This window comes from Cellulomonas algicola, from assembly GCF_019024305.1.
Taxonomy (GTDB): Bacteria; Actinomycetota; Actinomycetes; order Actinomycetales; family Cellulomonadaceae; genus Cellulomonas; species Cellulomonas algicola.
The window spans coordinates 1-13,371 of record NZ_JAHKSJ010000012.1; the positions used below are offsets into that span (position 1 = coordinate 1).

9 protein-coding genes are annotated in these 13,371 nt (G+C 75.5%); 5 read left to right on the plus strand and 4 right to left on the minus strand.

All coding sequences use genetic code 11. The features are described from left to right. Positions 1–20 precede the first annotated feature (20 nt). The 3 genes from KOV94_RS10375 to KOV94_RS10385 form a co-directional block, all read right to left on the minus strand. Entirely contained in the window at positions 21–1,340 is a 1,320-nt protein-coding gene (locus KOV94_RS10375) for an alkaline phosphatase (protein ID WP_225916479.1), read from the minus strand. A 223-nt stretch (positions 1,341–1,563) separates the two neighbouring features. Next, the gene (locus KOV94_RS10380) at positions 1,564–4,902 is read right to left on the minus strand and encodes a hypothetical protein (RefSeq protein WP_218051980.1); all 3,339 of its coding nucleotides are present in this window, start codon (positions 4,900–4,902) and stop codon (positions 1,564–1,566) included. Further along, the gene (locus KOV94_RS10385) at positions 4,899–6,212 is read right to left on the minus strand and encodes an SWIM zinc finger family protein (RefSeq protein ID WP_218051981.1); all 1,314 of its coding nucleotides are present in this window, start codon (positions 6,210–6,212) and stop codon (positions 4,899–4,901) included. Before KOV94_RS10385 ends, KOV94_RS10380 begins: the two co-directional genes overlap by 4 nt. A gap of 196 nt (positions 6,213–6,408) precedes the next feature. Between KOV94_RS10385 and KOV94_RS10390 the strand changes: the two genes are divergently transcribed. From KOV94_RS10390 to KOV94_RS10405, 4 genes are all read left to right on the plus strand, one after another. Next, complete coding sequence (locus tag KOV94_RS10390) at positions 6,409–7,941, plus strand: MmgE/PrpD family protein (protein WP_218051982.1); 1,533 nt, start codon at positions 6,409–6,411, stop codon at positions 7,939–7,941. Continuing rightward, complete coding sequence (prpB, locus tag KOV94_RS10395) at positions 7,941–8,834, plus strand: methylisocitrate lyase (RefSeq protein WP_218051983.1); 894 nt, start codon at positions 7,941–7,943, stop codon at positions 8,832–8,834. Before KOV94_RS10390 ends, prpB begins: the two co-directional genes overlap by 1 nt. Before the next feature lie 54 nt (positions 8,835–8,888). Then, on the plus strand, positions 8,889–10,019 hold the full coding sequence (locus KOV94_RS10400; protein WP_218051984.1) for a bifunctional 2-methylcitrate synthase/citrate synthase: 1,131 nt from the start codon (positions 8,889–8,891) through the stop codon (positions 10,017–10,019). A 139-nt stretch (positions 10,020–10,158) separates the two neighbouring features. After that, on the plus strand, positions 10,159–11,040 hold the full coding sequence (locus KOV94_RS10405) for an endo alpha-1,4 polygalactosaminidase (protein ID WP_308160482.1): 882 nt from the start codon (positions 10,159–10,161) through the stop codon (positions 11,038–11,040). Between the two features lie 137 nt (positions 11,041–11,177). Here KOV94_RS10405 and KOV94_RS10410 read toward each other — a convergent pair whose 3' ends face one another. Beyond that, positions 11,178–11,330 (minus strand): hypothetical protein, encoded by a 153-nt coding sequence (locus tag KOV94_RS10410; protein ID WP_200829714.1) that lies wholly within the window; start codon positions 11,328–11,330, stop codon positions 11,178–11,180. Between the two features lie 217 nt (positions 11,331–11,547). On the opposite strand from KOV94_RS10410, the gene KOV94_RS10415 reads away from it, so the two are divergent. Further along, positions 11,548–13,221: a hypothetical protein gene (locus KOV94_RS10415; RefSeq protein WP_218051985.1), complete on the plus strand. Its 1,674-nt coding sequence runs from the start codon at positions 11,548–11,550 to the stop codon at positions 13,219–13,221. The last annotated feature ends 150 nt before the right edge of the window (positions 13,222–13,371 follow it).

Below are 13,371 nucleotides of genomic sequence, written 5' to 3' on the forward strand. Positions count from 1 at the left end.
GCGGCCGAGGGGGTCAGCCCCTACCGCCGGCCGCCCATCGCGTCGCGCAGGACGACGAAGACGTCGGTGTTCGGCTGCGACCGTGCGAGCCGCTCGGCGCTCGGTCCCTCCGCCGTCAGCGGCGTCGCGCCACCGGTGTGACCGCTCGTCGTCCAGTCGACCGTGAACTGCAGGTCCGTCCCGGCGACGGGGAATGGCCCGTCCTCGAGGCTCTGCAGCACCTCGGCCGACGTGCTCGCGGGGTCGCCGCTCTCGTCGTCCGCGTCGACGTTCTCGATGGCCAGCCCGCCGGTCTCGTGGTCGCCGACGACCACGACGAGCGTGCCCGGGTGCCGCTTCGCGAACGCGTGCACGACCGCGACCGTCTCGTCGAGCGCCTGCCCGGCCTCGAGCGTGAGGCCCGCGTTGTTGGCGTGCGACATCTCGTCGACGCCCTCCTCCTCGACCATGAGGAAGAAGCCCTGCCGGTCGCGCGAGAGCACGTCGAGCGCCTTGCGGGTCATGTCGACGAGCGGCACGACGGGGGCGTACTCGTCGCCCTGCCCCTCGGGCGCCTGCTCGAACATCTCCTCGTTGGCGAACAGCCCGAGGATCCGCGGGGCGCGCGTCGCGGCGAGCTCGTCGGCGGTCGTCACGTACGCGTAGCCCGACGCCTGCGCGCGCTCGACGAGGTTGCCCTGGTCGCTGCGGCTCACCTCGGGCCGCGGGTCGGCGGGGTCGTCGGGGTACGCGCCCTCGTCGCCCGCGGGGTACCACCAGTCCTCGCCCCCGCCGAGGATGACGTCGGGCCGCGACTCCTCGATCAGCTGCCGGGCGATCTCGGTCTGGTCGCCGCGGTCCGGGACGTGCGCGCCGAACGCGGCGGGCGTCGCGTCGGTGACCTGGGCGGTCGTGACGACGCCCGTCGACTTCCGCAGCGACTTGGCGTGCTCGAGCAGGGTGCGGACGGGGTTGCCGTCCACGTCGACGCTGACCGCGCCGTTGTACGTGCGGACGCCGGTCGCGAACGCGCTCGCCGCGGCGGCCGAGTCCGTGACCGCCTCGTCGGGGTCCAGCGAGTCCGTGTGCGTCCACCCCGCGTAGCGCAGCGAGTCCATCGCGGTCTCGCCGTCCTTGCCGACCGTGCTGAGCCGGATCGCCTCGCGCGCCGCGATGCTGAGGCCGTCGCCGACGATCAGCACGACGTTCTTCGCCGTGCGGGAGGAGCCGCCGCGATCACCGCCCGTGACGTCCTGGTCGCCCGTCGTGAGGCCGCTCGTGACGAGCCCCCCGGTCGTCAGGCCCGCCGCGATCGCGGCCGCCCCGCCTGTCGCCATCCACCGTCGTGCGTGCGTGCGCATGGTGCCCCCTCGAACCTCGTCGTCCTCGGATGAGCCGGGCCCGTCCTCGGACCCGAAGCGCCCATGCTGGGCCGGATCTATCCGTCGCGCATCCGCTGCACGTCGGGTGGCGCGGCCGGCGGGGCGCCGGACCACGACCGCCGACGCGGAGAGCGCAGCGTCGAGTCCGACGCCGGCACCGTGCCGTCGAGCGGCGGAGGTCGCGCCGGCGCCGGGCGTCGCGTCAGGCGGGCAGCACGCGCGCGAGCAGGTCGCGCGCCTTGCCCGGCGCGGCCCCACCCCTGCGGGCGGCGACGTCCGCCAGGCCCGGCCAGGCCGCCGCCTCCGCAGGCAGCAGCCCACGACGCGCGGCCTCCCGCAGGTGCGCGGCGTGCACGAGCGCCACGTCCAGGACCCGGTTCAGCCACCGAGGGGGAGGCGCCTCGACCGACGCCGCGTAGCGGACCGACTCGACCAGCACAGGCCACAGCACGGGGAGCGTCGTCGGATCGTCTTCCATCAGCCGGACGACGCGCGCGGGGCTGAAGTCGGCATGCGGCAGGAGCGCCCGCATCGCGACCGTCACCGCGGCGGAGCCGACGACACCCTCGCCGACGATCTCCCGGACGTGGTACCGCGGCGGGTCGTCGTGGCACATCGACGCGAGCACCACGGCGACCATCGACGTCGTCAGAGGCGGCACCGGCGCGCCCCCGCGCTCCACGGGCCGGTCGCGCCCTGCCAGCCAGTCGCGGTGCGGCATCGCGACGAGCCGTCCCGCGGACTCGTCCCAGTGCAGCCACGCGTCGTGCGTGCCCGACCCCGACGCTGACGCCTGCCCGGCGGCCGACACCGCTGCGCACTGCCCCTCGCGCTCGAGGTCGTAGAACCAGGTCTTCGCGACGCGGTACGGCCCGGCGGGGTCGCCCGGCAGGTCGATGTCGACCGCGAGCATCCGGCTGGACCCAGTCCGCGCGACCCACGTCGTCGTGAGCGTCGCACCGTCGACCACGGCAAGGAGCGTCCCTGCCCCGGGGGCCCACACCTCGTCGAACGCCCGGCCCGGCGGCTCGTCGAGCACGACCAGCTCGGCGGGACCGGTCGTCCCCTCGACGCTCGCCGGCGCCGGCAGGAGGTCCACGACGGCGCGCGCGGCGACCACCGCCCGGGAGGACCCCGACCGGGCCGCGAGCGCGCGGGTGCCCGGCACGCCGAGCACCGTGGCGTCGGCGTCCCCGCGCGCGACGGCCGCGAGCACCGCCGGCGCGAGCGCGCGCATCGTCCCGGCGACCTCGGACGTGCCCACGAGCAGCCGCGACGACCGCAGCGACACGGCCAGCACGTCGTCGAGGACCGGCCACACGACGCTCAGCAGGCCTTCGCCGGCGAGCTCGGCGCACGCGCGCGCCAGGGCCGCCAGGTTCGACGGCGTCTCGGTCCAGTCCAGCAGCCGCACGTCCGCGACGCCGGGGCGCAGCAGCCCGCGCTCCCACGCCTCCCGCACGGCCGCTGAGCCGTCGGCCGTCGCCTCCGCGTGGAAGCCTCGCTGTGCGCCGACGAGGTTCACGGCCAGGCCCGGCGTCAACGGGGTGGCACGTCGGGCGGCCTGCCGCAGCCGCAGCCCGACGTCGGCCGACTCGGACGACGACAGCCCGGTCGCCGCGGCGTCGCCCCAGGCGGGGAAGACCTCGGGACCGACGCGGTCGTAGGAGCTCGCGTCGCGGAGCCGGGGCGGGAAGGCGCGCAACGACTCCGGCAGCGCGAGCGGCTGCGGCGCCCAGTGCCGCCACGAGCCCTCGACCGCGAGCGCCGGCTCGCGCACCGGGTCGGTCAGGTAGGCGCGCGCGGCGGGTCCCGCCGTGAACGCCGCGGGCTTGCCGTCCTGGAGCACGACCGGCACCGGGAGTGTCTCGAGCGCGGCGAGCACGTCGTCGGTGACGAGCGCACCGTCCGTCCGCGTGAGGGCGAGGAAGAGGTCGGCCTCGCTCGCCACCGCACCCACGGCCGCGTAGGTGGTGAGGCGGTCGACCAGGTCCGACGGGTCGATGCGCAGGTCCACCCACGTCGGTGTCGAGAGCAGCACCGGGACCTCGCCGAGCCGGCGCACCACGGACGCCTCGCGCGCGTCGCACGGGTCCCAGACGACCCTCCCCCAGCCGTCCGACCCGCCACGGCGGTCGAGCAGGTCGGAGTCCTCGCCGCGCACCCACGCGGGGACGCAGCGCAGCCCGCCCACCCACGACGGCCTGACTCCGCCGAGCGCCGAGCGCGCGGCCTCGCGGTCGGTCGCCGCGACGGCGGTGGCGAGCGCGAGGAGCCGCTCGACCTCGAGGTCCACGACACCCTCGGGACGGCCCGTGAGCGCCGCCGCCGCGTCGGTGAGCGCCGCGGCCGAGGCCTCGCCGACCGCGAACCTCGGCACCTCCCACACGGGCGGCGTCGCCTGCCAGAGCCCGATCGAGGGAGCGTCGTCCTCGGGCTCGGCCGGCCCGTCCGCGATCCCCCACGCGTCGGCGAGCGCCTGGGCCGCGCGGGCGAGGGGGCGGTCGTTCCCCGCGACATGCTGCCGGACGAGCGGCGCGACGCCCTCGACGACGTCGCCGCCGGGTCGCGGTCGCGCGGCCGCGGCCGTGAGGAGCGCGAGCACCACCTTCTTCGTCCGCACGGGCAGCGTGACGGCGAGGACGTCGCCGAGCACGTCGTCGCCGGCGCGCGCGATCAGCCGCGGCGCGAACGCCTCGACCACCGGTCCGTCGCCGCGCGCGAGCACCCCGACCAGCACGTCGGCGTGCGCCACGAGCTCGTCGTCGGTCAGCGCGAGCGGCCCCGTCAGCACCTGCGTCCACGCCTTGCGGTCCCCCGGACGCTGCGCGGCGTCGAGCGCCGTCAGCACGAGCTCGACGGCCTCCGCGCGGTCGAGCCACCCGCGCGCGACCCCCGCCGCGGGCACGCCGCCGAACGGGCCCGTCGCCGGCACCCCGACGGCCACGGCGGCGCGCACGTGCTCGGCGAACCGCCGCTCGACCACGTCCGCGCCGCACGGCTCACGCTCCGCGCGGACCAGCTCACCGACGCCGGTGAGCACGATCGACGCGTGCACCGCCCAGTCCTTGAGGTACTCGACGCTGTGCGGCACGGGCAGGTCGTTCCGGTCGACGAGCCGCACGGTGACCCCGCCGAGCGCGCTCGTGCTGTGCTCCCACGCACGGCCCGCGCGGTCGGCCGCCTCGACGAACCGCGCCGCGTACGCGTCGCCCCGCGCCGACACCAGACGCGTCAGCAGCTCGTCCCCGCCGGGCGCCGAGACCAGCAGCCGGGCGGCCCGGCGTGCGTCGACGCCGACGCGCACCGCGAACAGGCGGAGCATCCCCTGGTCGACGTCCGTCCAGGGGATCCAGCCCCAGGTGTTCTCGCTCGTCCGCCCGAACTCGCCCCACTCGCCCGACGCGAGCCCGTCGCGCGCCACGCGCTGCTCCTCCGGGGTCCCGAGCGGCAGCTGCTCGACGTCCTCGACGGACGCGGTCGCCCACCCGAGCGAGCGGAAGACCTCGATCGCGGCGGCCTGGCGGGTCGTGAGCGTCATGCGGGGGCCTCCGAGGCGATCTGGACGGCGAGGACGTGCGCGCACGGCCCGCGGCCGGTGCCGTGCGCGAGGAACCAGGGGCAGGTGCACCGGCCGCCGACGGCGACGCGGTGGTCCGGACCGCCGCTCCGGCTGCGCACCGTCCACCCGTCGGCGGCGGGCGCGACGCCGCCGTCGGCGACCAGGCGGCGTGCCGCGACGAGCCGCGGGTTGTCCTTCTCGACGCGGTCGGGGTCGTGCGGGAGCTCGCGGTGGAACCACGCCTCGTCGTGCGTGTCCCACCCGACGCGCCCGTCGGCGGCCAGCACGGCGAGCGCGGCGCGGACGCGCGGCTCGGCGAGCCTGGCCTCGCGGGCCAGCCGCGGGATCTCGATCACCGGCTCGAACGCGAGCAGCGCGCTCACGAGGTCCGCGTCCTCGGCGACCGTCTCCCCCGCGAGCGCGGTGAGCAGCGACCCCTCGCCCGAGTGCCCGCGCCACGCCTCGTCGGTCAGCCCGAGCACGAGGCGTGCGCCGGGCACGTCGAACGCCACGACGACCGGCCCAGGATCCGCGTCGCCGTGCACAGTCATGCCCGTGACGTGCGGCAGGAGCCGCTTGACGGCGCTCAGCCGGTGCAGCCCGGACACGAGCACGCCGCCGTGCACGGGCCGCGCGGACACCCGCACGCCGGCCCGGTCGGCGACGAGCCAGCCCGTGCGCGCCGCGCTGGTCGCCGCGGGGAGGGCCGCGACGAACGCCCGCGCGGGCACTGCGCCGACGGCGAACGCGTGCGGCACACCGTGGTGCAGCTCGGCCACGTTCCCGAACGCGCGCACCCACCGCCCGGGCATCTCGACCGGCCGCTCGACGGCGGTCGCCTCGGGGCTCGACACGGTGAGCCCGTCGCGCCCGACGTCGAGGTGCAGCAGGCGCCCGCGGCCGACGCGCGACAGGGCGGTGCGCGTCTCGAGCCCGATGTCGACGTTCGTCGTGCCGTGGCCGACCTCCCCGGAGTCGAACCCGTCGGGCAGCAGGTCGAGGCGCGCGTAGACGCTGTTGCACGCCGAGAAGCACTCGGCGCGCAGGCGGTCGCCGTGGGCCGTGAGCACCGGGTCGCGCAGCGTCGACGGCGTGTACTGGAAGTACCGGGTCGCGGTGACGTCGGCGAGCGTGAGGAGCCCGCGCGCGAGCACCTGCGGGTGCGTCGCGAAGCCGTGGAAGAAGCTCGGGTCGTCGACGACGCCGGCGGGTGTGAGCGCGGGCGCGAGACCGAGCGTCAGCCCGTCCTCGCCCAGGTGGGAGGCGGTCGCGAACGCTCGGGTGGGCACGGCGCGGAGTCTAGGTCGCGCGTCCGACAGCGTGGCCGGGCCCGGGTCGACGTCACCCGGACGACGGGTCGCTCCGGGTCGGCAGCGGGCCGTGCGCCGTCCCGCCGGATAGCCTCGTCGTGGCCGACCGCACCGCAGCGGTCGGCGTCGTCGTGGCCTACGGGCCGCGGCACGCCCGACGAGGGACGGAGGCACGTTGCCCCGCACACACCACCTGCGCGTGCACCCGAGCGCCGACCGCCTGGCGCGCACCGACCAGCTCGCGTGGGCGATCGCGGAGGTCGCCGCAGACCCGGTCCCGGTGCCCGACGACGTCGTCGACATGGTCGTCAACCGCGTGATCGACAACGCCGCCGTGACCGCCGCGTCCCTCACCCGCTCGCCCGTCGTCGCCGCGCGCGCGCAGGCCGTCGCGCACCCGCACGCCGCGTCGTCGGCGCGGCACGGGTCGACCGTCTCCGGCCTGGCGCCCGACGTGCGCGTCTCCCCGGAGTGGGCCGCGTGGGCCAACGGTGTCGCGGTGCGCGAGCTCGACTACCACGACACGTTCCTGGCGGCGGACTACTCGCACCCGGCCGACAACATCCCGCCGCTCGTCGCGGTCGCGCAGCACGTCGGCCGGTCCGGCGCGGACCTCGTGCGCGCGATCGCCACGGGGTACGAGATCCAGGTGGACCTGGTGCGGGCGATCAGCCTGCACGCGCACAAGATCGACCACGTCGCGCACCTCGGCCCGTCGGTGGCCGCTGGCCTCGGCACGCTGCTGGGCCTCGCGCCCGACGTCACGTTCCAGGCCGTCGGGCAGGCGCTGCACACGACGACCGCGACGCGGCAGTCCCGCAAGGGCGAGATCTCGTCGTGGAAGGCGTACGCGCCCGCGTTCGCGGGCAAGGTCGCGATCGAGGCCGTCGACCGGGCGATGCGCGGCGAGGGCGCGCCGAGCCCGATCTACGAGGGCGAGGACGGCGTCGTCGCATGGATGCTCGACGGTCCGGACGCGTCGTATGACGTGCCGCTGCCGGGCCCGGGCGAGCCGAAGACGGCGATCCTCGACACGTACACCAAGGAGCACTCGGCGGAGTACCAGTCGCAGGCGCTCATCGACCTGGCCCGCCGGCTGCACCGGGAGCGCCCCGACCTGGCGGACCCGGCGAACGTCGCGTCGATCGTGCTCCACACCTCGCACCACACCCACCACGTCATCGGGTCCGGCGCGAACGACCCGCAGAAGTACGACCCGACCGCGTCGCGCGAGACGCTGGACCACTCGATCCCGTACATCGTCGCGGTGGCGCTGCAGGACGGGCGCTGGCACCACGTCGACTCGTACGCGCCGTCGCGCGCGGCCCGCCCGGACACCGTGGAGCTGTGGCGCAAGATCACGACGACCGAGGACCCCGCGTGGACGGCGCGCTACCACTCGACCGACCCCGCGCAGAAGGCGTTCGGCGGGCGTCTGGAGATCACGACGACCAGCGGCGAGGTGGTCGTCGAGGAGATCGCCGTCGCCGACGCGCACCCGCTCGGCGCGCGCCCGTTCGCACGCCCGCAGTACGTCGAGAAGTTCCGCACGCTCGCGACCGACGTGCTGGGCGAGGCCGAGGTGGAACGGTTCCTCGACGTCGCGCAGCGCCTGCCGTCCCTGGGGCCCGACGAGCTCGCGGGCCTCACGCTCGTCGCACCCGCCGCGGTCCTCGACGCCGTCCGTTCCCCGGGAGGACTCTTCTGATGCTGTACGCGACGACGACCGCGGCGGAGAAGCGCGTCGCCCTGCGCGAGGCCCTCGGGTCGGGGCGGCTGCTGCGTCTGCCGGGAGCGTTCAACCCGCTGTCGGCCCGGCTCATCGAGTCCAAGGGGTTCGACGGGGTCTACGTGTCCGGAGCCGTGATCTCGGCGGACCTGGGGCTGCCGGACATCGGCCTGACGACGGCGAGCGAGGTGACGCTGCGGGCGGGTCAGATCGCGCGGCAGAGCAACCTGCCGTCGCTCGTCGACGCCGACACGGGCTTCGGCGAGCCGATGAACGTCGCGCGCACGGTCCAGGGCCTGGAGGACGCGGGCCTCGCCGGCTGCCACATCGAGGACCAGGTCAACCCCAAGCGGTGCGGGCACCTCGACGGCAAGGACGTCGTCGACGAGGAGACCGCGCTGCGCCGCATCCGCGCCGCGGTCGACGGCCGTCGCGACCCGAACTTCCTCGTGGTCGCCCGCACCGACGCACGTGCCGTCGCCGGGCTGGACGCCGCGATCGACCGCGCGCACGCGCTCGTCGACGCCGGTGCCGACGCGGTCTTCCCCGAGGCGCTCACGAGCCCCGACGAGTTCGCGGCGTTCCGCGACGCGCTCGACGTCCCGCTGCTCGCCAACATGACCGAGTTCGGCAAGGGGAAGCTGCTCACCGCCCACGAGCTCGACGACCTCGGCATGAACATCGTCATCTACCCCGTCACGCTGCTGCGGCTCGCGATGGGCGCCGCGGTCGCCGGCCTCGACGAGATCCTCGCGACCGGCACGCAGGAAGGGGTGCTCGACCGCATGCAGACGCGGGCCGAGCTGTACGACCTGCTCGACTACTCCTCGTACAACCGGTTCGACGAGGGCGTGTTCAACTTCAGGCTGTAGCGCCCGCGCACCGGGCGTCCGTGCAATTTCCGTCAACGGCGATGGAGGCTGTGCATGACCGAGATCCACAAGGGGCTCGCGGGCGTGGTCGTGGACACGACCGCGATCTCGTCCGTCGACCCCGACAGCAACTCGCTGCTGTACCGCGGCTACCCCGTCGACCAGCTCGCCGAACGCTGCCTCTTCGAGGAGGTCGCCTACCTGCTCTGGCACGGCGAGCTCCCGAACGCCGACGAGCTCGCCGCCTTCCAGGGCCGCGGCCGGTCGCAGCGCACGCTCCCCGAGCCCGTCGTCGAGGCCGTGCTCGCGCTGCCCACGACGTGCCACCCGATGGACGTCGTCCGCACCGCCGTGAGCGTCATCGGCGCGCACCACCCGCGCGCCGAGGACCCGTCGCCCGAGGCGAACCTCGCCAAGTCGGTCCAGCTGCTCGCGCAGCTGCCCGCGGTCGTCGCGATCGACCAGCGCCGGCGCCGCGGCCAGGAGCCGATCCCCGCGCGCGACGACCTGCCCTTCGCCCAGAACATCTTCTGGATGACGTTCGGCGAGGTCCCCGACCCCGTCGTCGTCAAGGCGTTCGAGGTGTCGCTCGTCCTCTACGCCGAGCACTCCTTCAACGCGTCCACGTTCACCGCGCGCGTCATCGCCTCGACCCTGTCCGACCTGCACTCCGCCGTCACGGGCGCCGTCGGCGCGCTCAAGGGCCCGCTGCACGGCGGCGCGAACGAGGCCGTCATGGCGACGTTCGCCGAGATCGGCTCCGCGTCACGCGCCGCGTCGTGGCTCGACGAGGAGATGGCCGCCAAGCGCAAGGTCATGGGGTTCGGGCACCGCGTCTACAAGCACGGCGACTCCCGCGTCCCCACCATGCGGCGCTGGCTCGAGCAGCTCGTCGCGCACTACGACCGGCAGGACCTGCTCGACCTGTACGTCGCGCTCGAGGACGCCATGACGGCGCGCACCGGCATCCTGCCGAACCTCGACTACCCCACCGGCCCGGCCTACCACCTCATGGGGTTCGACACCCCCACGTTCACGCCGCTGTTCGCCGCCGCGCGCGTCGTCGGGTGGACCGCGCACGTCATGGAGCAGCTCGCGTCGAACTCCCTCATCCGCCCGCTGAGCCGGTACGACGGCCCGGCCCGCCGCGACGTGCCCGCACGCGACGGGACCGCGTCCGCCTAGACCCGACCTGAGGCCGGGCCGCCCGTAGAGTGCACCGGCGAGCAGACGGACGTCGCAGGGGTCCCACCGACAGGCGGCGCGCGGGAGAGGCGGGGCGTCGAGGGTGAGACGAGGCAGCGGACGCGCGAAGGCCGTCCTGGTGGCGGTCGCGCTGACGCTGACGTCGGCGTGCACCGGTGAGCCCGCGAGCCGCGGCCCTGCGCTCGACCCCTCGGACACGACCCGGTCACCCGCCGCGGTCCCGCAGGTCTCCGCCGCACCGCTGCCGAGCGACGCGGCACCGCCGGCGACGGCTCCCCGTCCGGGACCGCCCGCGGGCGTGGTCGTCGACTACCAGCTCGGCGGCGGCTACGCGCCCCCCGCAGGGATCGGCGGGGTGGTGCGGGACGTGACCGACACCCCCGCGCCGGGGCTGTGGTCGGGCTGCTACGTCAACGGCTTCCAGACCCAGCCCGACGCACGCGACACGTGGCTCGGGCAGCACCCCGACCTCGTGCTGCAGGACGCGGCGGGCGACCCCGTCGTCGACCCGGGCTGGCCGGACGAGCTGCTGCTGGACACGTCGACGGCCGCCAAGAGGGCTGCGATCGCGGAGGTGGTCGGCGCGCAGGTGACCGCGTGCGCGCAGCGCGGCTTCGACGCGGTCGAGCTGGACAACCTGGACTCGTGGACCCGTTCGGACGGCCGGCTGACGATGGACGGGGCGCTCGACCTCGCGGCCCGTCTGGTGATCGTCGGGCACGCCGCGGGACTCGCGGTGGGTCAGAAGAACGCGCCCGAGCTCGGAGCGCGCGGACGCGACGAGGCCGGGTTCGACTTCGCGGTCGCCGAGGAGTGCCGCCGGTACGACGAGTGCGCGGCCTACACCGACGTGTACGGCGCGGCGGTGATCGACGTGGAGTACGACGTCGACGCGTGGACGGCCGCGTGCGCCGACCCCCGGCAGCCGGTCTCCACGATCCTGCGCGACGTCGAGCTGCGCACCCCCGAGGACGACGGCTACGTGCTGAGAACCTGCTGACCGCGGCGCGCGTGGGCGGCGTCGCGCTCGTGGGCGTCGGTCGATACCGACATGGCTGCCGTCCACGGCCTCCGCACAGCATCCATGTCGGTCTCGACGTCGTCCGTGCGGCGTTGGCGCGCGCGGACCGTCGACTGTCAGTCGGTCGGTCCGGCCGCCGGGGCCTCCGGGTCCTCCTCGGGCTCGAACGTGTTCGGCTCTCCCGAGCCGACGCCCACGCCGCCGCCCTCGGCCAGCTCCTGCGTCTCGTCGTCGCGTCCTGCGTCGCCCTGCTCGTCGGTGGTGCTCATGGGGTCCTCCCCCGGGTCCGTGCTCACCCCCGCCGCTGCCCCACGGGTTCTCCGACGGTAGGCGTGGTGGACGGCACCTGCAGCACGTCCGGCACGCGCGTCGGCGCGGCCCGGTCTCGGGCGCGACGGCCCGCTCTCGACGGGGCCTGTGGATGAACCTGACGGGCCCGTCGCCGGGCTCCCTACCTTTGGCCCCGATCACTCCAAGGGGGCCCGAATGCGCCGTGTCATCGCTCTGCTCTGCCTCGTCCTCGGGACGGTTCCGCTCCTGCTGGGGACGGCGGCCGCTGCCGTCGTCGGACCGGACGACCGTGCCGACCTCCGCCCGCTCGCGGCGCCCGCAGGCGTCCGCGCCGTCGTCGTGCCGCACGACCTCGTCCCGCTCAGCGGGGTGACCTTGCACGTCGAGGCGCACGCCGACCGCGGCGACGTCCTCGTGGGCGCGGCGCACCCGGTCGACGTCGCCTCCTACGTCTCGACGACCCGACGCTTCGTGGTTCTCCGTGCCGGTACCGACGGCCGACCGGCGGGTGAGGTGCGCGGACGCATGGACGACGCACCTGGCGACCTCACCTCCGCGACCTTCTGGGCAGCCGACGACCGCGGGGCCGGCACCCGGGAGCTGGACGTCGTGCTGACCGACGACCCGGTGGCGGTCACCGCGGTCGCGGCCGAACCCGGGGCCCGTCTCGACGTCGTCGTGGGCGTGGAGGTGGCGTCGGCCTTCCTCGTCGCCACCGCGACGGCCGTCACGGGAGGGGCCCTCGTCGCGGTCGGGATCTTCCTGCTGCGCCGTCGAGGTCCGCAGGGCTCGCCGGGCGGGGTGGGGTCGGACGAGGTCAGCGCGAGTGGTCGGGGCGTCGTCGGACGCTCGCGCATCGCGGCCGCGGCGCACGTCGCGAGGCGGTCACGGGTCACCGGTCTCGCCTCGGTCGTCGCGGTCGCGACCGCCATGAGCGTGACCGGCTGCGTCGCACGACCAGGCGTCGCGATCCGTCCGTCCGAGCCCGAGCGGCTCGCAGTGACGGACACCGAACGCGACGCACCCGACCCGAGCCCGCACCCGTACAGCGTGGCCGCGGCGGCGGCTGCCGCGGGCGATCCTGCCGCGTGGGCGGCGGTGCTCAGCGGCCCGGAGCTCGAGGCGCAGCAGTTCGAGACACGCGTGGAGCTCGCGCGTGCGGCACAGGACGGCACGCCCGTCGACGGCTCGACGTACGGGCTGACGACGCTCGAGGAGCTCAACCCCTCGTTCGCGCGCTACCCGCTGTTCCACGTCGAGGTCACGCGCAAGGAGGGTGACGCCACTGCGCCGCCGCTGCTGCGGCTGTCCGAGCGGCGCGACGTCCTCGACGGCTGGCACGTCCTGGCGGAGACGACCGTCACGGAGGGCACCGTCCTGCACCGGGGCGACCAGGACGCGCCGCACGCGCCGCAGGAGGCCGACCTGGCCCGCGCGCAGGACGGTCTCGCGGCGGTGCAGCACTACGTCCGGACCGGCGAGACCGGCCCGATCGCGGAGCTCGGGGCGCTCGACGACGTGCGCAGCGACCTTCTGCTCGGGGATCTCGGCGCGGTCGTGCAGTCGGTCACCGTCGACCCGTGGGGAGACCGGGCCGATCCGTTCGGTCCAGGCGGCGCCTCTCGCACGTTCGCCGTGGAGGGCGGCAGCGTCGCGGTGCTCTCCCTGGACGCCGACGTCACGATCTCCTCGATGTCGGCGGACGATCCCCTGCGGTTCGTCGACCCCGTGGTCGCGGACCTGGTCGGCCAGCCCGGGTGGCGCACCGCGCTCCGGGTGCGGGCCGTCGTCATCGTCGCGGTCGCGGTGTCGTCGTCGGGCAGCGTGACCGTGCTCGGCGCGTCCGCGAAGCCCGTCGACGGCGCATGAGACCGCGCCCGACGGTGTCGGTCTGCTGCGCGCCGGGGCGGCGCGGGTGGTGATCGCGGTCGCGGTCGCCGGGGTGCCGCAGTGCGCCATCGCCGGTGCGGGACGACGTCGTCGTCGTGCCGGCACGGCCGTCGTGGTGCCCGCCGTCGT

Bases quoted from the DNA above. Each gene is read 5' to 3' on its own strand.
- prpB (WP_218051983.1), top strand. From the start codon at position 7,941: ATGCTGTACGCGACGACGACCGCGGCGGAGAAGCGCGTCGCCCTGCGC.
- KOV94_RS10415 (WP_218051985.1), top strand. From the start codon at position 11,548: ATGCGCCGTGTCATCGCTCTGCTCTGCCTCGTCCTCGGGACGGTTCCG.
- KOV94_RS10380 (WP_218051980.1), bottom strand. From the start codon at position 4,902: ATGACGCTCACGACCCGCCAGGCCGCCGCGATCGAGGTCTTCCGCTCG.
- KOV94_RS10400 (WP_218051984.1), top strand. From the start codon at position 8,889: ATGACCGAGATCCACAAGGGGCTCGCGGGCGTGGTCGTGGACACGACC.
- KOV94_RS10375 (WP_225916479.1), bottom strand. From the start codon at position 1,340: ATGCGCACGCACGCACGACGGTGGATGGCGACAGGCGGGGCGGCCGCG.
- KOV94_RS10410 (WP_200829714.1), bottom strand. From the start codon at position 11,330: ATGAGCACCACCGACGAGCAGGGCGACGCAGGACGCGACGACGAGACG.